Source organism: Bacillus crepusculi, assembly GCF_014764715.1.
GTDB lineage: Bacteria > Bacillota > Bacilli > Bacillales > Bacillaceae > Bacillus.
The window spans coordinates 132348-154505 of record NZ_JACXXE010000002.1; the positions used below are offsets into that span (position 1 = coordinate 132348).

Sequence of the window (22158 nt, forward strand, 5' to 3'; positions counted from 1 at the left end):
ATGGCTGGAAAAACACATTCCTCAGCAGAGCACGAACACTTCCCTTGGAAACACGTAGTCGGCTTCATTCTCTCCATTGTGCTAACCATCTTAGCATTCTGGATTGCTATCGGAGCTGAAATTGGCAGTTCCGCAAAACTATGGATTATCTTTGGTTTTGCCTTCATTCAAGCATTCTTGCAGCTGTTCATGTTTATGCACATGACAGAGAGTGAGAACGGGACTGTTCAAGTCGGAAATACTTTGTTTGGTCTGTTCTGTGCGATCATTTTCGTCATCGGGTCTGTTTGGATCTTCGCGGCTCACTACAGCCACGGAGAGAACAGCAAAGACGGTTATTCACCATCTGCGCCAAAGCAGTCTGAGCATTCAGATCAATAATAAAAAAACCACTCATCTCCTGAAGATGAGTGGTTTTTATCATGATAGTGGTAACGCTTCCAATAGGTGGTACGATATTTACCTGCTGCTGAATCTTTTGCGAATGAATGGAAGTCCATAGATGAGGAACGCTGCAATGTGAGCCAGAATCACGTTAATGGCAAAGAATGCGATCATGAAGGTATGTCCTGCTGGAGATAAACTGCTTGTCATGTAAAGACCGAAGAAAATCCACATAATCATGATGGGTGGAATAGATGCTAATGCAATCTTTCTGTTTTCCAACCATAAAAACAGGGGTGTAGCTGTTGCAATACATAGGTACGCAAAGAACATATCCATCGTATCCAACTCCTTTGTAAGTTGATGTTCAAATCAAATGAGAGGTCAGGATGCAATTGTGTCTGTTTTTAGGAGATATTGTGAACATTTTGTTACAGATATTATACCACAATTGACTTTGAAGTAAACTCAATAATTGGAAAATGGGCCTTCTTCCGTAGAAAATGGTTTTTTCCTCATTCCTCAGTACATCTTATGCTGGCTTGATGTTTGCTTGTCATATCGCCACAAAGGTCATTGAATTTTCCCCTTAAAATCTGTAAAATAATCTTTTTAAAGGACTTGTGATCGGTTCAAATGAAAGAGTGGAAAGGAATTTTTTCCTATTGTTAGGATGAAAAGTGTTTCATTTTTTGAAAAATGAATGGAACCTTTCGGATATATCTTCCGTCATATTTAAGGTGAGTTGCTTTTATGAAAATTTCAATCTAATATAAATAAGGGCTTTTATGTTTTGTAATAAGGGTGGTTAGTTCATGAACAAGCAGAATACATCTCCTTACTATCAGGGAGATTTGATTTTTATATTTTTAGCCTTCTTTGCCATCAGTGTCATCGCTATTTATGCTGCGGGTCAATTTGGGCAGTATGGATCTAATGCATGGACCAGACAGATCATATACTATATGGTCGGGGTTATATGTATTGTTGCTATTAATTACTTTGACTTGGAGCAATTAGAGAAGCTAAGTCTCTATATTTTTATAGGTGGCATTATGCTGTTAATTCTTCTTAAAGTCGCTCCTGCACAAATCGGAGGTCATGATTTTGCTCCAACTATAAATGGTGCAAAAAGTTGGTTTGTTCTTCCAGGCGTTGGAACATTTCAGCCTTCAGAGTTTATGAAAATAGGTCTGATCATGATGTTGGCTTCTGTGATTGGTAAAGCAACACCTAAAGAAAGACGGCGATTAGAAGACGACATTCATCTATTATTAAAAATTGCTGGAGTTTCAATAGTCCCAGTAGGCTTAATTTTCTTGCAGGATGCAGGTACTGCTGCTGTTTGTATGTTTATTGTAATGGTAATGATATTTTTGTCTGGAGTTAATTGGAAGATAATCTCGTTGATTGGTTCTGTTGTTGTACTCTTAATAATCACGGTTCTTTCTGTAGTTTTATTATTTCCGGATTTCGCTAAAGAAAGTCTTGGGGTTAAGCCATATCAAATTAATAGGATAACTGCTTGGATTCCAGATGGCTCTGCGAATTCTGAAGAAACTAAAATACAAGATGCTACAAGTAGTGACAAATTTCAGGTTGATAGAGCCATTATGGCCATTGGTGCAGGGCAGATTTTTGGGAATGGCATTAAAAACTTAAAGGTCTATGTTCCTGAAGCACAAACGGATATGATTTTCTCCATTATAGGTGAAGCCTTTGGCTTTATTGGCTGTGCGTTTGTTGTGATCATGTACTTCTTCTTGATATACCGGCTGGTCGTACTGATTGACCGAATACATCCTTATAGCCGATTTGCGTCATTCTTCTGCGTAGGATATACAGCGCTGATTGTGATTCATACGTTCCAGAACATTGGGATGAACATAGGCGTGATGCCGGTAACAGGGATTCCGCTCTTATTTATCAGCTTTGGAGGAAGCTCTGTCTTGTCCGTTCTCATTGGATTCGGGATCGCATATAACGCAAGTGTTCAATTAACGAAATATCAAAGTTATTTATTTAAATAAAACAGGTAAGGGCAGTCTAAGCATAGGCTGTCTTTTTTTATGCGAGTTTTAATTTTTGAAAATCCCTATGTCTTTGCCTTATGATAGAAGAAGTGAAGGAGGTCTTCGAATTGAATAAAACGATAGAAACCATATTAAATCATCGATCCATCCGTTCGTTTACAGACGAGCGTTTGACAGAAGAAGAGGTGCTGACACTAATCAAAAGTGCACAGGCTGCTTCGACATCAAGCTATGTACAGGCGTATAGTATTATTGGTGTGACAGATCAGGAGAAGAAGGCCAAGCTTGCTGAACTGGCTGGGAATCAGCCATACGTTGAGAAGAACGGGCATTTCTTTGTCTTCTGTGCAGACTTGAAACGCCATGATCATATTGCAAAAAAAGCAGGGAAGAATCATCAGGAGGCGCTTGAGAATACGGAAGCCTTTCTCATTAGCGTCATCGATGCGGCATTGGCTGCGCAAAATGTCAGTGTAGCCGCAGAATCAATGGGACTTGGGATCTGCTATATCGGCGGCTTGCGTAATCAGCTGAAGGAAGTCTCTGAATTACTTGAAACACCTTCTTATGTACTGCCGTTATTTGGTCTGGCTGTTGGACATCCAGCCAATCAATCGTCACAAAAGGAACGATTGCCAGTTGAACTGATTTATCATGAGAATTCATATCAGCAAGATGAAGCGCATGTGGATCGTTATTTAAAAGAATATGATGATCGCATTTCAGCCTATTATGAAGAACGAACAAACGGTGAGAGAAAAGATACTTGGACTGACCAGATGCTTCGGGGCTTTAGTCAGCCAAAGCGTACCTTCCTCGGAGATTTTGTGAAAGAGAAAGGCTTTAATCGAAAATAAATAAGAAATCCCCCTTTCGACTGAGAGAGGGGGATTTCTGTAAGAGGTGCAGCATGATGAAATTAAGTATACTGGATCAATCTCCTTTAATTGGAGACGCAACGCCTGCTGAAGCACTGAAGCAAACGGTTGAACTGGCAAAGCAGGCGGAAAAGTGGGGCTATCACCGTTTTTGGGTATCGGAGCATCACTTTTCAAACCGGCTTGCAGGATCGAGTCCAGAGGTGCTTCTCGGCCATTTATCAGCCGTTACGTCACAGATACGCATTGGCTCCGGCGGCGTGATGCTTCCCCACTACAGTGCCTATAAAGTAGCAGAGAACTTCAGGGTTCTCGAAGCACTCGCTCCTGGCAGAATTGATCTTGGGATTGGACGTGCCCCTGGTGGCATGCCGATCTCCTCTATTGCCCTTCATCATGGGGAACGAAAGCGTCTAGGTGATCAGTATCCGGAGCAGGTAGAAGAATTGAAGGTCTATTTACACGATCTAGCGGATGAATGTTACCCGCTGCCCCATTTGACCGCCTCTCCGAAGGTAGAAACCGCACCAGAGGTCTGGATGCTTGGTTCCTCTGGAGAGAGTGCAAGACTTGCAGCGAAAGCAGGTGCAGGCTATACGTTTGCTCTTTTTATTAATGGTGAAGGCGGAGAAGACTCTGTGGAGCAATATATCAACCGGTTTGAACCTTCAGCATTTGGTGATGAGCCGCGCGTCAGTCTGGCGGTCTTCGTTTTATGTGCTGAAACAGAGGAGCAGGCAGAAAAACTGGCGGTCAGCTTAGATCTATCTTTACTCGCCAATGAACAGGGTCAAAACCTTGGGGGCTTTCCTTCCTATGAAGATGCACAAGCTTATTCCTACAGTCCATATGAACAAAAACGAGTGACTGCCAATCGAAAGAGAATGGTGGTTGGGACGCCATCCTCTGTGAAGCAGCAGCTGACAGCACTAGCCAAGGCTTATCATACAAATGAATTGATCGCTGTGACCATCACACATCAAATGGAGGACCGTCTCACATCGTATCGTTTATTAAAAGAAGCCTTTGATGCATAACGTATGTCTAATTACCGTTCGCGTACCCAGTAAAAGGGGAAAAGGAGCATCATGATGAGAATAAGGGCGGCTGTCACTAGCAAACTGAGCGGGTAAATGCAGGAGATATAGACAGTCAGCTCGCATGCTTGATGAAAAGGATGAGGCTGTTTCGTGTGTAAAAAGGTCAGAAAAAAAGCAGTAAAAAACGAAACGATCCATAGCCATCTCAACATCAGTCTTTCTTTCCTCCATATATGATCGAAAAGCCTTGATGAGCTTAGAGCTCATACAAGGCTTTTCGTTTATTCAGAATAAATTTCGAAAGGTTCTTTCGTTTGAACGGTGTCTGACTTGCCTTTCAGACTCGCATACGCAAGCATTGTATACTCACCAGCTTCTAGCTTTTGACCTTGATTGATCGTGCCATTCCATTTCACACGCTGTTCCCCTTTATCAACATGTTGATAAACCCCTGCTTCACCTAAATACTCTCCATCTGTCGAGTAGACGAGGAATGCGAGGTTCTCAGCACCACCAGGCAGATAGCTGCTAATGACATAGCTTCCAGCACGATTGTCCGGCTCCACTGAAACCGAAGTGACGCGCGGGTAATCAGGCTCTTTCACGATCAATAAAGTAGGGATTTCCGTGACCTTTCTGCCATTTTCGCGAATGGTGATACTGCCTTGGTACGTTCCTTTTTTTGTTTTTCCATCATTCACTTGTACCGCGGAAGTAAAGGAGCCGGTGGAATTCCCTTTGACGGTGATTTTTTTCGTTCCATTTGTGCTAATGCCGGTGCCAGTGAATTTGTAATCAATCGTATAGGTTTTCGGTGCTTTTGAAAGGTTTTCTACCTTGAATTTTTTCGTTTTGATTTGAACGCCTTTTTCTTTTAAGAACGTGCCGTAAGAATAGCTGGCATCAGAAACGATGGAAGAAGCTTGGAGTGATTCGATGATTCGAACACTGCCTGTTCCCTGAGTGTTGTGAGGGAATGGGTTACCATTTGGGTCAAACAATTTTTCCGCTGTATTCATCATCAATGCTTTGATTTGCTCCGTAGAATACGATGGTTTTGCTTGTTTGATAATCGCTGCCACTCCGGCTACATGTGGAGACGCCATACTTGTTCCTTGCTTAGAGCCATATCCGTATGGCTGAGAAGGATCGTGTGTCGGGATTGTGCTGACAATACTCACGCCAGGAGCTGAAAGGTCTGGTTTGATCATCCACGTATCCACAACAGGACCACGAGATGAGAAGTCAGCTACTTGCTCACTTAATTCTTTGACAAATTGAATGGAGAAAGTCGTTGTATTGTTTCCAGCCTCAATGGCTTTGACAAGTGCTGTCCCTTCAGCTTTTGAAAGCTTAATTGTAGGAAGAGCAAGACCTGGTACATCCACTGGAATTTCTCCATCGGTATTGTTATACATCACAACGCCGATTGCACCAGCGGCTTTTGCATTGTCCACTTTATCAACAAAGGCAATGGCTCCGCGTTCAATCACCGCAACCTTTCCTTTGACATCGATATTTTCAAATGCTTTTTCGTCACCAATACCTGCTGGGACGAGTGTGACTTGTTTTTGGTCCAGTGCCTTTAAATCACTTTCTTGGTAGTAGCCCATGATTTTTGCCGTAGAATAGTTCGGGAATTTCACATTGTAAAGACTGTACGGAAGCTGTGTTGCACCGACGGAAATGGCATCCCTTGATGTACCGGGAGAACCGACTGTCCAGCTGTTCGGACCGCTGTTTCCATTCGATGTGACAGCGACAACGCCTTCAGACATGGCCCAATCGAGTGCGATGCTTGTGGCATAATCAGGATTATTCACACTGTTTCCAAGGGATAGGTTCATGACATCTGCTCCGTCAGTGACAGCCCGGTCGATGCCTGCAAGGACGTTCTCAGTTGTTCCTGATCCACCTGGTCCAAGTACACGGTATGCAAGGAGTGTGGCATCCTTTGCGACACCTTTTATTTGCCCGTTCGCCGCAATTGTCCCTGCGACGTGTGTGCCATGATCTGTCGATTCGCCTCTAGGATCTCCTTTAGGTGTTTCTTGAGGCGAATAATCGTTATCAACAAAATCATAGCCTTTATATAATCCGAAGTTTCCTTTTAGGTCAGGGTGGGTATAGTCAACTCCAGTATCAATGACAGCGACTTTGACCCCTTTTCCAGAATAGCCGGCATCCCACGCTTTCGGTGCACCAATAAATGGCGCACTTTTATCCATAAGCGGGGAGACATCTTCATTTGGAAGCTGGACGCTTTCCTTTTTCACTTCATCTGTTTTATATGTAACATCCGGATAAACGGCCTTTACGCCGTCAACTGCGAGCAGCTTCGGGATTTCGTTGGCAGGAAGCTTCATAGAGAAACCGGAGAAGACTTTTTCATATTCTTGACGAACACTCGCTTTATCTACCTCTTTGAGTGCTGCATTCTTTACTTTCGTTCGAGATTTTTTGAGGGAGGCTTTTGTTTGTGCTTCGCCTTCTTGTTTGGCTTCAACTAAGGATTTTTCCTTTAATTCAACAATGACAGTGGTGTGTTTTCTTGAGTTGACATTGATTTCGCCGAAGATTTCTGCTTTTTCCAGTTCCACCTGTTTGTTAGATGGAGCTGCAGCAGCCTGTTGACCTGTAAAGAATGTGGATAAAATAAAAATAGTGGAGAACAATAGAACAGAAGAACGAGAGATTACTTTTTTCAATTAATTTTCCCCTTTCTAGCTGTGAATTTAGGGAGATAGCCTTTCTTTTTGTGGATAAATAGGAAAGATTCACTGCCCGTTATTAAGTATTCAATACGTTGAAAACAATTCCTTTACTGAAATGGTCTTATTTTACATAGTTACAAAGAACTATTTTGTTTATAAAGTCGCACTTATGCACAATTTTCTGTTGATAACTCAATTATCCGGATACATATATGGAAAAGAAAAAATATACATACACAAAATCTAGTGAGAGGGTGTTGATATGTGGATAAACCCTGTTGATAAGGTGTGCTTATCTTTTGGATAGTGTGTGTATAATATTTTTTCTTAAAAGAACATGGTACATGATGTTCTTCTGCACTTTTCAACAAAACCTCTGAAAACTAGTTTGTTTTTTCACCCAGATTGTGACAAACCTCTCTTTTTTCTCGGGATATGATAGGAGCAGTTGTTTTGCTAGAGTTGCTAGATTCTAAGAAAAGCGGAGGGATGTTCAGTGAAGAAATGGAGAAACTGGTTGAGTGTATGGTTTGGTTTCATGATGAATGTGCTTGTGAATCCTGGTGTGATGATGAAGCAGCAAGTATTGAAAGCGGCCGCAGTGGATGTGGGGTTCTTTCAAGTAGTGAAAGAGAGAGAGCTAGAGAAGCTGACAGAGGAAAATAAGAAGAAGCGCAAGGCAGAGAAACCGTTTCAGCAAAGTCTGATGATGCTTGATGAGAAGACGACGAGAGAGGCGCGTGCTGGTCCGCTCTTACCTTTACAGAAGAGGTGAAACAGGGTAAAATCCCACATAAGAAACGTTATCTGGTGGGAGAGGGTACCCCTTGAAGATATATAAAATATTGAATAACAATGCAGTGGTTGTAAAGGAGGGTGATCAGGAGAAAATAGTGATGGGTCCCGGAATTGCTTTTCAGAAGGGGAAAAATGACGTCGTTCCCGTTCAAAAAATAGAGAAAATATTTGTTGTGCGTGAAGAAAATGAGAAATTCAAACAAATTCTTGCCACATTGCCAGAAGCGCATATTGAGGTGGCCGAGCATATTATCAGTTATGCAGAGGGGGAACTGATGATGCCGCTCAGTGATCATATCCACATATCACTGACAGATCATTTATCCTTCGCCATTGAACGCGTTCAAAAAGGCATTGTGTTATATAATAAATTGCTTGGTGAGATCAAAGTCTTATATAAGCAGGAATATGATATTGGAAAGTATGCCATTCGTTATGTAAAGGAGCGGCTAGGGGTTGAACTGCCGGACGATGAGGCAGGATATGTGGCACTTCATATTCATACGGCCAAAATGAATACGGAGTCCATGAAAAAGACCGTTAAATACACAACGATGATTAAAGAAATGATCGAGCATATTGAAAGCTATTTTAAGCACTCGATTGATGAGGATAGTATTTCCTATCAGCGGCTAGTGACACATTTGAGGTATGCATTAGGCAGGTTGGAATCGAATGAGGCATTTCAAATTATGGACGATGACATGCTGATTTTTATCCAAACAAAGTATGATTCGGCTTACCAGTGTGCACTTGGACTTGCTGAGTTGTTAAAAAATGAATATGGACTTCATCTCCCTGAATCGGAGATCGGCTACATCACGCTGCATGTCCAGCGTTTGCAAGATGCCGAACTAGTTTAATGCTTATGCCTGCATGCAGGCTTTTTTTTATGCACACTACTCTTATTAGTGTATATGGGTCATTTGATTCGAAAAAAGAGGTTGACGCAGATCACGCTCTTATACTATGATGAAAGCGTAATCAAAATTCGATATCGTGGGATTGTGACTGTCAGGCAGGCAAGACCTAAAATTTGCGTAACGAGGGGACGTGTATGTCCTTTCATCGTTGGTGAATTTTAGGTCTTTTTTGCTTTAAAAAAGGAGGAGACAACATGGATTATCAAAAAACAGCCAAAGAATTAACAAAACTACTAGGCGGCAAAGAAAATGTCATCAGTGCCACACATTGTGCCACACGACTTCGATTGGTGATGAAAGATGAGGCGTTGATTGACAAAGATGCCATTGGAGAACTTGATGGTGTGAAGGGCGCCTTCTCAAGCTCGGGTCAATTCCAAATCATATTTGGAACAGGTTCTGTCAACAAAGTATATGAGCCTTTTGCTCGTGAGACGGGTCTTGAGGCAGGCGACGAGAATCAAAAACCTGTCACCCATGATGAAGCTGTGAAACAAAAAATGAATCCACTTGCACGTTTTGCCAAGACGCTATCGAATATTTTTGTACCGATCATCCCGGCGATTGTTGCAAGCGGTTTATTAATGGGTCTATTAGGCATGATGAAAGCCTTTAAATGGGCTGATCCGAGCTCCGCGATCTTCCAAATGCTTGATATGTTCTCAAGTGCAGCCTTTATCATCTTACCGATTTTAATTGGAGTCAGTGCAGCGAAAGAGTTTGGCGGAAATCCATATTTAGGGGCTGTGATTGGGGGAATTATGATTCACCCGAGCCTTCTCAACCCGTGGGGACTGACGGATGCGAAACCAGAGTATATGCATTTATTCAATGTTGATATTGCGCTTCTTGGTTACCAAGGAACGGTGATTCCAGTCTTGTTGACTGTGTATATCATGTGCCTTGTTGAAAAGAACTTAAGAAAAGTTGTCCCGAACAGTATTGATTTACTTGTGACCCCGTTTGTGACGGTGATTGTGACTGGATTTGTGACGTTTATTGCAGTTGGACCGCTTGGAAGAATGCTCGGTACAGGGATTTCGAATGCACTGACGTTTATTTATGACCATGCTGGGTTCTTAGCAGGGCTCATTTTCGGAGGTGCATACTCTTTAATTGTACTCACAGGAGTTCATCATAGCTTCCATGCAATTGAGGCAGGTCTTCTGAATGATATTGGACGGAATTATTTGCTGCCGATCTGGGCAATGTCCAACGTCGCTCAAGGCGGAGCAGGGCTGGCTGTCTTTTTCTTAGCAAAGCGTGCAAAAACGAAAGAAATTGCTTTACCAGCAGCATTTTCTGCTTTCTTAGGTATTACAGAGCCGGTCATATTCGGTGTGAATCTTCGTTATCGTAAGCCATTTATTGCTGCGATGATCGGAGGTGCATTAGGCGGGGCATTTGTTGTCTTCACGAAGGTAGCCGCCAACGCTTATGGTTTAACAGGGATTCCGATGATTGCCATTGCAGCCCCATTTGGTTTACAAAATGTGGTAAATTATGTTATTGGTATGTTAATAGCTGTTGCTGTTTCATTTATTCTCACCATCATCTTTAAAGTAAAGGAAGCCGAAAAATAATCAAGGAGTGGTCACAGTCATGACAACAACGGACGCAGCACTTCGTCAAAAGGTAGCAGAGCGTATTCGAAACTATGAGCATTTGGTGAAAAAAGATGTGTACCGCCAGCATTTTCATCTGATGCCGCCAGTCGGTCTTTTAAATGATCCGAATGGGCTGATTCAGTGGAAGGGGATTTATCATGTCTTTTATCAATGGCAGCCATTCAAAACGGGACATGGTGCGAAATTCTGGGGTCATTACACATCTACTGATCTAGTGAATTGGCAGCACGAAGAAGTCGCCCTCTCCCCGAGCGATTGGTTTGATCAAAATGGCTGTTACTCCGGCAGCGCATTCATTGACGATGAAAAGATGTATGTGATGTACACCGGAAACGTTCGGGATGAACAAGGAAACCGTGAGACATATCAATGTTTAGCTGTTTCAGAGGATGGGATTCATTTTCAAAAAAAGGGTGTCGTCGCAACGCTGCCAGAAGGATTCACCGCCCATTTTCGTGATCCGAAGGTATGGAAGCGAAATGGCCAGTGGTACATGGTTTTAGGTGCACAAAGCCTAGACCTGAAAGGACATTTGGTCTTGTTCACCTCTGATACATTAGACCATTGGACGTTTCAAGGCATAATTGCAGGGAGTGGAAAGAATGGATTAGACAGTTTCGGCTATATGTGGGAATGTCCAGATCTGTTTGAATTAGACGGCAGGGATGTATTGCTTGTTTCACCGCAAGGCTTAAAGCCTGATGGCTTAAAATATCATAATACACATCAATCGGGCTATTTTGTTGGTACATTGGATGATTCGTCTTATCAATATACACACGGAGCATTTGAGGAGCTGGATCGCGGCTTTGACTTTTATGCACAGCAGACCTTCCAAGACGAATCAGGCAGGCGCATTTTAATTGGCTGGATGGGTGTGCCTGATCAAGGAGAAGAGTATCATCCGACGATTTCGTATCAATGGATACACTGCCTTACGATTCCGAGAGAGCTCCGTTTAGACGATGACGGACATCTGATTCAAAAGCCAGTTACTGAGCTCCAGGCCATGCGGACAAATGAACAAGAGCATGTTTTCCATATCAAGCGCTCCGTTCATTCCATTCCTGTAGATGATATGACTAGCGCAGAGATATTCATTGATCAAATTGACACACAAAAAGGATTTGAATGCTGTATTCGAGCAGCTGCCCAGATCATTTATGATAAAGATGAGGGGAAACTAACGTTAGAACGAGATCGATTTGCAGATCGATCAAAGGAAGTTCGTGAAGTAGAAATAGAGGAATTACAGAATTTGCATATCTTTATCGATGCATCGTCGATTGAGATTTTTGTAAACGGAGGCCGGGAAGTATTTACCTCACGTTACTTTCCTTCCCCGGGAAATAAATCAATTTCGATCAGTGGAAGAAATGAAACAAAGCTGAAACTGAAGACATGGCATTTACAAAAAGAAGCAGGTCATTGATCTGCTTTTTTTCTAGTGAGATCAGCCTGTATCTTAGAGCCTATAGCGCATAGAAACAAGGGCTGCCACAGGTGGCGGTGAGCGGTTTGATGACGTTTTACATATATGATAACAGGTGGAATTATGGTATCATTTTTAAATATATACAGCTGAGGCTGACGTTTATCCAAATGCGGTAGGACAAAAAGGGGTTGTTTACTTGAATTCAAAACAGCAGCCGACGACTAGAAAACGCTTGGAGACAATGGCAGATCATGTTGAAGATAAACGTGAAGAATATAAAGAATTGCTCATTCAAGTCCAATCTATTCTCGGTGAACCTTCTCTAGAGCAGGAAGAATTGAAAGAGAAGCTGTCAGATACGTATAAACAAATGAAAGAATACGCCTTATTTGTTGAATCCATTGAAGCCTTTATTCGAAAAATGGCGAAAGAATCTGATCAGCAAAAATAGGTATTCCTGTATGGATAAAGAGTGTACTCGGGTGCGGGTATGCTTTTTTCATGAGATGAAAATAAACAAAAAACCGATTCACCCAAGCGGCGAATCGGTTTTTTCTGTTCTATTTATCAAAACGATGGGCGGAATGTTTCGTTGGTCCGATGTATTCGTTTAGCTGGAAAGAGCCTTTGATGGCAGCGGTGATGAATTCTTTTGCTGCATAAATGGCTTCTTTCACGTCTGAGCCGTTTGCTAGTTCAGCTGTGACTGCGGCTGAGAATGTGCAGCCTGCGCCGTGTGTGTATTCTGTGTCGATCTTATCAGATTCAAGGCGTTCGAAGGTTTGTCCATCATAAAGCAAGTCAATCGCTTTATCTGGGCTTAGCTTACCGCCGCCAGTGATGACGACATACTTTGCACCGAGTTCGTGGATGCGTTTGGCTGCTTCTTCCATTTGTTCAATCGTTTTGATCTCACCGATTCCGCTTAATTGACCAGCTTCGAAAAGGTTAGGTGTGATGACGGTAGCCAGTGGCGTGAGCTTTTCGCGCAGTGCTTCAGCGTGCTCTGGATAAAGGACTTCATTTGCACCCTTACAAACCATGACAGGATCAATGACGACATTTTTCAAATCATATGTTTTGATGGTGTCAGCGGCAAGTTCAATCACGTCGACCGTTGGGAGCATGCCTGTTTTCAGCGCATCTACACCGATGCCTTCCACGATTGTAGAGAGCTGCGCGCGGATTGTTGATGTATCGATTGGAAACACTTGATGATCCCAGTGGTTATGAGGATCCATTGCAACGACAACGGTTAAAGCTGTCATCCCGTAGACGTTTTTTTCTTGAAACGTTTTTAAATCTGCTTGGATACCTGCACCGCCGCTTGAATCCGAGCCTGCGATGGTGAGTGCTTTATTCATAGACATAGTTGCTGAACCTCCAATGTGATGTGTAACAGTTACTGTTCTAACCCTTATTATAATCAGCTTTTCCATTTATCACAATGAAACGACATAAAAAAGCGTTCCTCTCTTCGGAACGCCTGCATTCTTTACCTTTTACAAATCACCAATTTCCCTTTTTTTAATTCATCTAAAAGCGTTAAGGCTAACTCCTGATCGGCGCCTACCGACATCATTTTGGCCATCAGTTCATCATCCCGGGTGCGAATGACATTGGCAATTTGATCTAAAATCCCTTGATCGACCGCTGTCATGCTTTTGGCATCTGTATGCTCCGTTATGGTATCAGAGCGTTCTGGATCGTACGCAAAAACGAAGACTGCATCCTTTGGTGAATGTATGTTTTCAATGGTTTGTTTCGCTTCTTTGCTATTCTCTACCGTGATATATTCCATAGTGATCACTCCTTTTCATCAAAAATTCCCATTTTCCCGTCAAATCAAACCGCCTTTTATATCATGAGAAGAAAGCCAATTTATGTTTTAATGGAAAAAGAAGAATCTATTAAAGGAGTAAGCTAAATATGAAGATTTCCTTATTAATTGTGACACATAATCGGCTCAGTGCGCTGTGTGAGCTGCTTGAATCCATTTCGAGACAAACCATGCAGCCTTTTGAAATTGTAGTCGTGAATGATGCAGGGGAGCGAGTGGAGATCATTCAGGAACTTTATCCTGAGCTTCCGATCCGCTTGATTCATTTAGATGAGAATGTCCAGCATGTCAATGCAAGAAATGTGGGGGTACGGGAGCTGACAGGCGATGTCATCATGCTAAGTGACGACGATGATTACTTTACACCTTGTCATATCGAACGTATGAGCCAGGCGCTGGATGACGCCGATTTTGTCTTTTCTGATGCAGAAATTGTTTCATTTGAAGAAAAAGGTGCTACCCGTTTTCCATTATCGAGACGTTTGTTTGCTTATACAGCGGATATTGAGGATATGCGTGTCTTTTCTACATATGTTCCTTCCGGCAGTATGTATAAACGCCGTATACACGATGAGATTGGCTACTTTGATCCAGCGATGCATCATTACTGGGACTGGGATTTTTTCTTGCGAGTATCACAGCATGCCCGGGTAAAACGGGTGCCTGCTGCCAGCGTGATCTATGCGTTTTTTGACGGCGGTGGGAATCAGTCTAGTGATCTTGGTGAAACAAGGAAGAACTACTTAGATGATCTAAGTGAAAAGCATGAGCTAGGCGACTTGCCAACAGCAAACTTTGCTGTCCTATTAGAAGAACCAGCGATGAAAAAACGAGAATCAGAGAGTGAGATTGTGTGGGATGGAAAGCCGATGATCTCAAGGCTGGCGCAGCAAAGAGAAGGAGGCGAACCCCAATGAAGCCATTTTTAAATGATAGCTGGTGGGCTGTGATGAAAAGTGAATTTGAACAGCCGTATTATCAGGAATTACGTGAATGGATGAAGGAAGAATATCGCACGCAGACCATTTTTCCAAAACCAGATGATGTGTATCGTGCCCTTCATTTGACGTCATATGAAGAGGTCAAAGTGGTGATTTTAGGACAAGATCCGTATCATGGCCCAGGGCAGGCACATGGATTAAGCTTTTCTGTTCAGCCTGGCGTGAAACACCCGCCATCTTTGAGAAATATTTTTCAGGAGCTAAAGGATGATCTTGGCTGTCCTGTCCCAAACCATGGCTCACTTGTTAGCTGGGCAGAGCAGGGGGTTCTGCTCTTAAACACTGTGCTAACCGTGAGAAAGGGCGAGGCGAATTCGCATAAAGGCAAGGGCTGGGAACGTGTGACAGACCGAATCATTGATGTGCTGAATGAACGGGATCAGCCTGTCGTCTTTGTGTTATGGGGAAGACATGCCCAAAATAAGAAAGAGCGCATTGATCAAAGCAAGCATTACATCATTGAGTCACCTCATCCAAGTCCTTTTTCTGCAAGAAACGGCTTTTTTGGCAGTCGTCCGTTTTCAAAGGTAAACGCGTATTTAAGGCAAATGGGAATTGAAGAAATCAATTGGTGTATCGAGGATATTGAATGAAAATAGGACGAGGGGAATCCCCTTCGTCCTGTTTATTTTAAAAATTTACGGACGATGTCGAGCCCATTTTTCGCATTTGGATAACGGAAGGAAAAATCAAAGCGATTGGTTTGTCGCAGGACGCTTTTTTCATGTGTAAAGGTGAAAAAGCTTTCCTTCCCATGATATCGCCCCATACCGCTTTCGCCGACGCCTCCGAATGGCAGGTAAGGAGTAGCGACATGCATGAGCGTGTCATTGATACAACCTCCGCCAAAGGAGAGATTGTCTAGGATATAGGATTCCGTTTCTTTCCTTGTGGTAAATAAGTAAAGAGCAAGCGGCTTCGGTCTTTTCTTAATCATGTCCGCTGCCTCGTGCAGAGAATCGAAGGTCATGACAGGCAGAATCGGTCCGAAAATTTCTTCCTGCATCACGGGATCTTCCCAAGTGATGTGATCCAGAATGGTCGGTGCGATTTTAAGCTCCTGTTCATTGCGCTGTCCGCCCGTTACGATCGTTCCATTTGAAAGAAATTGCGAGAGCCTGTCAAAATGACGCTGGCTGACATTTTTTCCAAAGTGCGGATGCATTTCGGGCTGTTCACCGTAAAAGTCGCGGATACACACCGTCATTTCTCGTAAAAGATCCTCTTTGATGGATTCATGAACGAGCAAATAGTCTGGTGCAATGCATGTTTGTCCTGCATTGGTGAATTTTCCAAAGGTGATTCGCTTCGCCGCAAGCTTGATGTCTGCATCAGGCATGACGATGCAAGGGCTTTTTCCGCCAAGCTCAAGTGTGACAGGTGTTAGATGCTTTGCGGCTGCTTCCATGACAACTTTGCCGACCGCCACACTTCCAGTAAAGAAGATATAATCAAAGGGTAGCTTCAGCAGTTCTGTACTGACATCTATACCACCTTCTACGACCGCCGCATGCTCTTTTTGAAACACACGTTCCACAATTGAGCCGATCACTTGTGAGACTTGCGGCGTCAGTTCTGACGGTTTTAATGTGACGGCATTTCCCGCAGAAATGGCTCCGACTAATGGAGAAAGCGCCAGTTGGAAAGGATAATTCCAAGGGGCAATAATGAGCACAGCTCCGTATGGTTCCTTGATGATCATGCTTTTCGATCCGATATGAGTCATAGGTGTTTTCGCGCGGGATGGCTTTGCCCATTTGTGCAGGTGCTTGATGGTATGATTGATCTCTTCATACACCATCCCAATCTCTGTTGTATAAGCTTCCTGTTCCGATTTATGTAAATCATGTGCTAAGGCTTGTAAAATGCCTTTTTCATGCTGTTTGATTTCTGCTTTCAAGTCTTTAAGAATGCGAATACGTTCTTGAACCGCCGGCTTTTGAAAGACTTTTTGTTTGTGAAAAAGAGCAGTGAGCTTGTCCATTATTCAATCCTTTCATAGACGATTTTGTTCCTCTTATTATGTGTGAAAGACCAATACCGGTCAAATGAGAGGTCCAAGCGCACACTGCTTTGAAAAAATAACCCATTCGGTTTGTTCATTTGGTAAAATAATGTTGAAAACGAATTTTTTAGATTGGAGGGTCTACCCTTGAATATTCATATATCAAGCCTGCTTCAAAAAATGGAAGAAGCGGTTCAAAAAGCGAAACAAAGTGGCAATGATGAAGAGGTGAAACGTCAAGTGGCGGCGATTTCTTCATTATGTGATGTCATTCTTGACGCGCCGTCACAAGTGCAGGTACCGCCGTCTTCGGTCATCTCACCACCTCCATCCATCTCTACACCACCTTCGCCATCTGTGTCTACAGATCAAGCCATGCTTGAGAAGCTGATGGGCACGAGTGGTGCAAAAAAGTTTCAGCATAAAGAAGAGGGGCAAAAAGAGAAGGACGGGAACGGCGACTCTATTTTTGATTTTTAATGGTCTTTTCACGACAAAGGGAAGGTGATCGGTTTGAAACTATTTTTGGGCGCCATTCAGTGGATGGCATTTTTCATCGCAGCATCTATTGCAGTACCGATTGCGATTGCACAAGCGTTTGAATTAAATCAAGTGCAATCGGCAGAGCTGATTCAGAGTACATTCTTTTCACTTGGACTTGTGGCGATGGTGCAGTGTTTATGCGGCCATATGCTGCCGATCAATGAAAGTCCAGCAGGGCTGTGGTGGGGTGTTTATACCCTTTATGCGGGCATGACGGGGACGATCTTTGCAACGTACCCTGAAACCCTGCAAGCCTTACAAGGGGCTTTAATTTTTAGTGCTGCTTTCTTTTTTATTTTTAGTCTATTTAAAATCATTAATTGGCTCGCGTCGTTATTTACGCCAGTCGTCACAGGCATTTACCTGCTTTTACTTGTTGTGCAGTTAAGTCAGCCAATCATGAAAGGGCTGATGGGTATCGGCTATCGGGGCAATCAGGTGGATGGGCTTGTCTTTTGCTTATCGATCTTGATTATTATTCTTACCTTCATGATCAGCCGCTCAAAATGGCAATACTTAAGGCAGTTTTCTGTGTTATTCGCACTTGCAGGCGGGTGGCTGTTATTTGCTTTACTCGGATTGGCGAAGCCCGTTCGAATTCCTGAGCATATCATCGAGTTTCCGAAGCTGTTCCCATTCGGCATGCCGGTCTTTGACAGTGGATTACTTGTCACGTCCTTTTTTATTACGATTTTACTCATTGTGAATATGCTGGCAAGTATTCGAATTGTGGAAAGTTCAGTGAAGGCATTTGGTGAGCTGCGTGAGCGCAAAAGAGCTCGGCCTGCTGGTTTTGTGGCAGCATTTGGTCATTTACTGAGCGGGATGATCGGTGCGATTGCGCCTGTCCCTATTTCGGGGGCAGCAGGATTTATCCAGACAACAAAAATTCCATCGAGAAAGCCATTTTTCATAGGGAGCCTGCTCATTGTGTTGATTAGTTTATTTCCACTCATGATGAGCTTTTTCTCCGCATTGCCGTCACCTGTGGGGCTCGCTGTGAACTTTGTGGTGTTTTCCTCTATGATTGGGATTGCGATGTCTGAATTTGATCAGTATGAAAAAGAAGAAATCCCGCGGATTCGCTTTGTTCTTGGGATTGCCGTTTTAGCAGGCGTGGGGGCAATGTTTGTGCCGCAGGGAGCCTTAAAAGGCATGCATCCTGTGCTCATTTCATTATTAAGCAACGGTCTTGTTCTAGGTACGCTCATCGCAATTGTGGTTGATCAAGTCTTGCTACGAAAGAAGAAGAAATCCGACAATCTCGTGTCAGCGTAAAAGGAAAGTTGAATGTCGGCTGTGACCCGCGCTATGATAAACATAATTGATGAGATAAGGAGAATGACGAATGAAACTATTTTTCATATTAGGTGCCATTAACGCCATGCTTGCGGTTGGTCTTGGAGCCTTCGGTGCACATGGACTGGAAGGGAAAATCCCTGAAAAGTATATTGAGATATGGAATAAAGGGGTTCAATATCAGATGTTCCATGCAATTGGCCTATTTATTGTCGCTTTTCTTGCAGATAAGCTGTCAGGTGTGTCTCTAGTTCCTACCGCTGGCTGGGTGATGCTTGCAGGTATCCTTTTCTTCTCGGGAAGCCTTTATGTACTCGCCTTGACCCAGGTAAAGATTTTGGGTGCCATTACCCCAATTGGCGGAGTGGCATTTATCGCTTCTTGGATCATGCTTGTGATTGCAGCAGCAAAAAATTTATAAGTCAAAAAACCGATGCTCTGATGGGGCATCGGTTTTTTCTTAGCTCCAGTAAGGGGTATAGTTGGGCGGTGCTTGATAATAAGGGACGTAGTGAGACGGAGGGACAGGATGCGATTGGGCCTCTTCCTCCCTGTGGCAGAACGGTCCGATAAATACACTTGGTGTCACAGGCTGTGTCGCCTTCTTCCACTCTGTTTCGTTCATGCAATACGTATGTGCCATGATGTGAGAGGGGGTAAGGGTGAGAAGGTCTGAGCCTAGGATCACTTCTGGCGTAGATGCATTAAAAATGGCTAACAAATGAGTTCTGTCCTGAAGGGCGATCTCATAGTGCCACCAGCCTTGAGGCACGTTTGCTACCTGTCCAGGGGTAATGGTATAGGTGTGTAGCTTTTTTGTAAATGGATTCAGCATAGATACAGCAGCAGAACCCGTTATACAGTAAACAAGCTCTGCGGCATTTTGATGATAATGAGGCTCTACTACTTTGCTTTTACTCAAATAGATGTCCAGCAGGGATACTTGATCCAACGAGTTTAATTGTTTTTTTCCTAAAACATTTATTAGGTTATGTTGATCATATTTGACAAGGGGGCTTTGATTCAGATCGTATGAATATTTGACATTTGGTGATGTATAATCCAGCTCAACAGTCATTGATGTCACCTCTAGGCTTTTGATAAAAACTACTAGGCATCTTATGAGCGGCGCCTGAAAGGTGTGTCAAAAACCTAGTCAAAAGAAAAGAAGCAAGGGCGTCTGTACCCTTGCTTTTCTGCTTGAAGTTATCTCGGAGAATACGTTGACATAGAGTATGGATAGTCATATTGAATTTCCCCGTCAAACGTAATGTAATCGAGGTAGATCGTTAACAGTAAGTATCGTGTTCCTGTCTTGCTGTCACTAATGACAATGTGGTCACGTCCTGCGGCTTCAATGACCCCTCGGAAAATCTTCGAATTCCATTCCTTACTCGCCTCAAACGTCATATAAATCGTGGCTACTTTGCCTCGGTTCAATCTTAAAATATTTTCAATATAGGACTGTTCAATGGGCAGCTGACCGGTGACATTCTGCTGATAAATTGGTCCAGAAGGAATTTGATAGGGCTGCCCGCCGCTCTGCGCACCTTGGCCTCCTTGTGAAGTACCAGTAGACGGCATTGGCGGAAAACCTTGCTGCATTTGACCTTGCATTTGACCCTGCGTTTGGGGAGGGACTGAATAACCCATCTGCTGCGCAGGATACGGATTTGCTCCATATTGTTGCTGGCGAAAATCTTGACCTTCGAAACCCGAACCCTGCCCAAATTGATTTTTCAATTTCATAACGTTCCTCCTCTTTCCTCATGATGTTCTAAACAGAAGGCGTTTAGGCGCCTGTTGTTTCCATAGCATTCTTTCTCTCTTTCACACTATGAGACAGGAGGGGAGAATATGTACATTGAACGAAAAAAAGGAACTGCCATGCAGTTCCCCAGCGTGTAGACAAACCATCGCATTCTGCACTAGTCCTGCGGTCCGGTGCTAACGAATGTCACATTCACGCGGAAAAGAAGACAAAGGGCTAAAATGAAGATCATTTTAGCCCTTTTTACATGATCCAGCTGACAGCCCGCTGGACATCAAATAGAAGTGTCATGACTAGAAAAAACGCGGCCAGTGGCGTGATGACAACAATGAAGGCCTGCCATAATTTTAGCTTCATCACAGCGACTATGCCTAATACAGCCATTCCGAATATCCATGTTTTTGTATATGCATCAGTCAGTGTCAAAAAATCGAGATAATACCATACTTCATAATGCTGATCTAAATAGGGTGAGATTTTCACAAATGTATACGGACCAAGCATTCCAACAGTGAAAATCCAAGTGATAGAAAATAAAGCAGAAGGAAAAAGGACCGTTAGCGTGCAGGCTTTGAGCACATCTCGATACGCCGTTTGACTGCCGAAAAACAGACGTCCTAACCACTTCATAACGAGTGCACCGAAAAAAAGAATGATATTGCCTGCCAAAATACCAAATCCTGCTCCGTGTAACAAAATAAAAGGGAATGGAATATGATTGCCCATATACTCGCTAAAATAACCTTCGTAGATCCAGCTCGTACCAGCGATACTTGCAAGGAGCATCATCAGCCAAATCGGAATAGAGGAATGTTGATATGAGCGAATAATCGTTTTTGTCGCGACAAAAATTTTAAAAAACCGAAAAAATCCTTTTGTTTCCTCTTCTTGGGAGAGATCATTCTTCATAGCTTCCAATGTTTTTTACTCCTTTAATACACATATAAATGATTACTTATATTACCAAAAAGTTCACGTTTTTCAAAGATAGATCAGTAAAAAAACACAATTTTATAAAAAATAGGTCATTCTACAGTCTCTTTAAGAGGAGACACATATGATAAACATAGTTTGAAAGAGGCTGAGGTGAAAACTTTGACAAAAGTAACTGTCATTATGACGAGCTATAACAAGGCGGCTTACGTTGGCAAATCAATTGAAGCAGTGCTGCAGCAGACGTTGTCAGACCTTGAACTTTTTATCATGGATGATGGATCAAATGACGAAACCCTTGCTGCTATTGAGCCTTATCGCAAAGATCCACGTGTCCATTTTATCCAAAGCGGTGTCAAAACGCTGGAAGAGAGGACGGCGAAAACCCGCTATGCCGTGCTCATTAATCAAGCATTAGAACAGGCGAAGGGCGAGTATATTTCCTATGCCACAGATGACAATGTTTACGCCCCGGACCGTTTAGAAAAACTCACAAATTATCTAGATGCCCGTCCAGATGAAGATATTGTCTATTCTGGTTCTAAAGTGATCTATTTAAATAGCAAAAAAGAGCCAGTGAAGGAAACGATTCGACCTGCGCAAACGGTGCAATGGAATGCACCTTGTGCCATTGACCATTGCTCGGTCGTTCACCGTGCATCTATTTTAACAAAAATTCATGCTGAATTTGGGTCCTACTGGGACGAGAGTCCGCATTTTTATCGAATAGGGGATGCTCGGTTCTTTTTTCGATTAAATCATTTTTATCTGTTCTACCCCTATGATGAAGTATTAGATACAAATTACATCACAGAACAGTCCATTCATTATCAGCTTGCAGAAGAAGAGAAAAATGCCTTTATTCAAGCACTTCCTCCGCAGTCTACCTGCTGGGAGCTTCGCCATATATTAAAACAAAGACACGGGAGATGA

23 protein-coding genes are annotated in these 22158 nt (G+C 43.0%); 15 read left to right on the forward strand and 8 right to left on the reverse strand.

What is annotated here, in order from left to right; genetic code table 11:
• Window positions 1-381 carry a cytochrome aa3 quinol oxidase subunit IV gene (qoxD, locus tag IEE86_RS04615; RefSeq protein ID WP_191096163.1) on the forward strand — a complete coding sequence of 127 codons (381 nt, stop codon included), beginning with the start codon at window positions 1-3 and terminating at the stop codon, window positions 379-381.
• Between the two features lie 78 nt (window positions 382-459).
• Here qoxD and IEE86_RS04620 read toward each other — a convergent pair whose 3' ends face one another.
• The gene (locus IEE86_RS04620) at window positions 460-723 is read right to left on the reverse strand and encodes a spore morphogenesis/germination protein YwcE (RefSeq protein WP_008345491.1); all 264 of its coding nucleotides are present in this window, start codon (window positions 721-723) and stop codon (window positions 460-462) included.
• Between the two features lie 476 nt (window positions 724-1199).
• On the opposite strand from IEE86_RS04620, the gene IEE86_RS04625 reads away from it, so the two are divergent.
• The 3 genes from IEE86_RS04625 (at window position 1200) to IEE86_RS04635 (ending at window position 4332) form a co-directional block, all read left to right on the forward strand.
• Window positions 1200-2414, forward strand: a complete 1215-nt coding sequence (locus tag IEE86_RS04625) for an FtsW/RodA/SpoVE family cell cycle protein (RefSeq protein WP_059377207.1) — start codon at window positions 1200-1202, stop codon at window positions 2412-2414.
• Between the two features lie 110 nt (window positions 2415-2524).
• Window positions 2525-3274 (forward strand): oxygen-insensitive NADPH nitroreductase, encoded by a 750-nt coding sequence (nfsA, locus tag IEE86_RS04630; RefSeq protein WP_191096164.1) that lies wholly within the window; start codon window positions 2525-2527, stop codon window positions 3272-3274.
• Between the two features lie 53 nt (window positions 3275-3327).
• Window positions 3328-4332 carry an LLM class flavin-dependent oxidoreductase gene (locus IEE86_RS04635; RefSeq protein ID WP_191096165.1) on the forward strand — a complete coding sequence of 335 codons (1005 nt, stop codon included), beginning with the start codon at window positions 3328-3330 and terminating at the stop codon, window positions 4330-4332.
• A gap of 284 nt (window positions 4333-4616) precedes the next feature.
• Here the strand turns inward: IEE86_RS04635 and IEE86_RS04640 are convergent, their stop codons facing one another.
• The gene (locus IEE86_RS04640; RefSeq protein ID WP_191096166.1) at window positions 4617-7043 is read right to left on the reverse strand and encodes a S8 family peptidase; all 2427 of its coding nucleotides are present in this window, start codon (window positions 7041-7043) and stop codon (window positions 4617-4619) included.
• 502 nt (window positions 7044-7545) lie between these two features.
• Here IEE86_RS04640 and IEE86_RS04645 point away from each other — a divergent pair.
• The 5 genes from IEE86_RS04645 (at window position 7546) to IEE86_RS04665 (ending at window position 12284) form a co-directional block, all read left to right on the forward strand.
• Window positions 7546-7824 carry a hypothetical protein gene (locus tag IEE86_RS04645; protein WP_191096167.1) on the forward strand — a complete coding sequence of 93 codons (279 nt, stop codon included), beginning with the start codon at window positions 7546-7548 and terminating at the stop codon, window positions 7822-7824.
• 52 nt (window positions 7825-7876) lie between these two features.
• Complete coding sequence (locus IEE86_RS04650) at window positions 7877-8710, forward strand: PRD domain-containing protein (protein ID WP_191096168.1); 834 nt, start codon at window positions 7877-7879, stop codon at window positions 8708-8710.
• 254 nt (window positions 8711-8964) lie between these two features.
• Window positions 8965-10353, forward strand: coding sequence for a sucrose-specific PTS transporter subunit IIBC (locus IEE86_RS04655; protein WP_191096169.1), 1389 nt, complete (start codon window positions 8965-8967; stop codon window positions 10351-10353).
• A 19-nt stretch (window positions 10354-10372) separates the two neighbouring features.
• Window positions 10373-11830, forward strand: a complete 1458-nt coding sequence (locus tag IEE86_RS04660; RefSeq protein ID WP_191096170.1) for a sucrose-6-phosphate hydrolase — start codon at window positions 10373-10375, stop codon at window positions 11828-11830.
• A gap of 199 nt (window positions 11831-12029) precedes the next feature.
• Window positions 12030-12284 carry a hypothetical protein gene (locus tag IEE86_RS04665; RefSeq protein WP_008359596.1) on the forward strand — a complete coding sequence of 85 codons (255 nt, stop codon included), beginning with the start codon at window positions 12030-12032 and terminating at the stop codon, window positions 12282-12284.
• Between the two features lie 109 nt (window positions 12285-12393).
• On the opposite strand, the gene IEE86_RS04670 is transcribed toward IEE86_RS04665, so the two are convergent.
• Window positions 12394-13203 (reverse strand): bifunctional hydroxymethylpyrimidine kinase/phosphomethylpyrimidine kinase, encoded by an 810-nt coding sequence (locus IEE86_RS04670; RefSeq protein WP_191096171.1) that lies wholly within the window; start codon window positions 13201-13203, stop codon window positions 12394-12396.
• Between the two features lie 125 nt (window positions 13204-13328).
• Window positions 13329-13634, reverse strand: a complete 306-nt coding sequence (locus tag IEE86_RS04675; protein WP_191096172.1) for a general stress protein — start codon at window positions 13632-13634, stop codon at window positions 13329-13331.
• A 128-nt stretch (window positions 13635-13762) separates the two neighbouring features.
• Between IEE86_RS04675 and IEE86_RS04680 the strand changes: the two genes are divergently transcribed.
• Together IEE86_RS04680 and IEE86_RS04685 are read left to right on the forward strand one after the other, a co-directional pair.
• Window positions 13763-14590, forward strand: a complete 828-nt coding sequence (locus IEE86_RS04680; protein WP_191096173.1) for a glycosyltransferase family 2 protein — start codon at window positions 13763-13765, stop codon at window positions 14588-14590.
• Entirely contained in the window at window positions 14587-15267 is a 681-nt protein-coding gene (locus IEE86_RS04685; RefSeq protein ID WP_191096174.1) for a uracil-DNA glycosylase, read from the forward strand. Before IEE86_RS04680 ends, IEE86_RS04685 begins: the two co-directional genes overlap by 4 nt.
• Before the next feature lie 32 nt (window positions 15268-15299).
• On the opposite strand, the gene IEE86_RS04690 is transcribed toward IEE86_RS04685, so the two are convergent.
• A complete protein-coding gene (locus IEE86_RS04690; RefSeq protein ID WP_191096175.1) occupies window positions 15300-16658 on the reverse strand; it encodes an aldehyde dehydrogenase in 1359 nt (452 codons plus the stop codon).
• Window positions 16659-16826: 168 nt separating this feature from the next.
• Here IEE86_RS04690 and IEE86_RS04695 point away from each other — a divergent pair, with 168 nt between their 5' ends.
• The 3 genes from IEE86_RS04695 to IEE86_RS04705 all read left to right on the forward strand — a co-directional run bounded on the left by IEE86_RS04695 (window position 16827) and on the right by IEE86_RS04705 (window position 18942).
• Window positions 16827-17159 (forward strand): YwdI family protein, encoded by a 333-nt coding sequence (locus tag IEE86_RS04695; protein WP_191096176.1) that lies wholly within the window; start codon window positions 16827-16829, stop codon window positions 17157-17159.
• A 33-nt stretch (window positions 17160-17192) separates the two neighbouring features.
• A complete protein-coding gene (locus tag IEE86_RS04700) occupies window positions 17193-18500 on the forward strand; it encodes a purine/pyrimidine permease (protein ID WP_191096177.1) in 1308 nt (435 codons plus the stop codon).
• Between the two features lie 70 nt (window positions 18501-18570).
• On the forward strand, window positions 18571-18942 hold the full coding sequence (locus IEE86_RS04705) for a DUF423 domain-containing protein (RefSeq protein ID WP_003215282.1): 372 nt from the start codon (window positions 18571-18573) through the stop codon (window positions 18940-18942).
• 39 nt (window positions 18943-18981) lie between these two features.
• Here IEE86_RS04705 and IEE86_RS04710 read toward each other — a convergent pair whose 3' ends face one another.
• The 3 genes from IEE86_RS04710 to IEE86_RS04720 form a co-directional block, all read right to left on the reverse strand.
• Window positions 18982-19599, reverse strand: coding sequence for a cupin domain-containing protein (locus IEE86_RS04710; RefSeq protein ID WP_191096178.1), 618 nt, complete (start codon window positions 19597-19599; stop codon window positions 18982-18984).
• Between the two features lie 128 nt (window positions 19600-19727).
• A complete protein-coding gene (gerQ, locus tag IEE86_RS04715) occupies window positions 19728-20270 on the reverse strand; it encodes a spore coat protein GerQ (RefSeq protein WP_191096179.1) in 543 nt (180 codons plus the stop codon).
• A 265-nt stretch (window positions 20271-20535) separates the two neighbouring features.
• Window positions 20536-21210: a YIP1 family protein gene (locus IEE86_RS04720; protein WP_191096180.1), complete on the reverse strand. Its 675-nt coding sequence runs from the start codon at window positions 21208-21210 to the stop codon at window positions 20536-20538.
• A gap of 177 nt (window positions 21211-21387) precedes the next feature.
• Between IEE86_RS04720 and IEE86_RS04725 the strand changes: the two genes are divergently transcribed.
• The gene (locus tag IEE86_RS04725) at window positions 21388-22158 is read left to right on the forward strand and encodes a glycosyltransferase family 2 protein (protein WP_191096526.1); all 771 of its coding nucleotides are present in this window, start codon (window positions 21388-21390) and stop codon (window positions 22156-22158) included.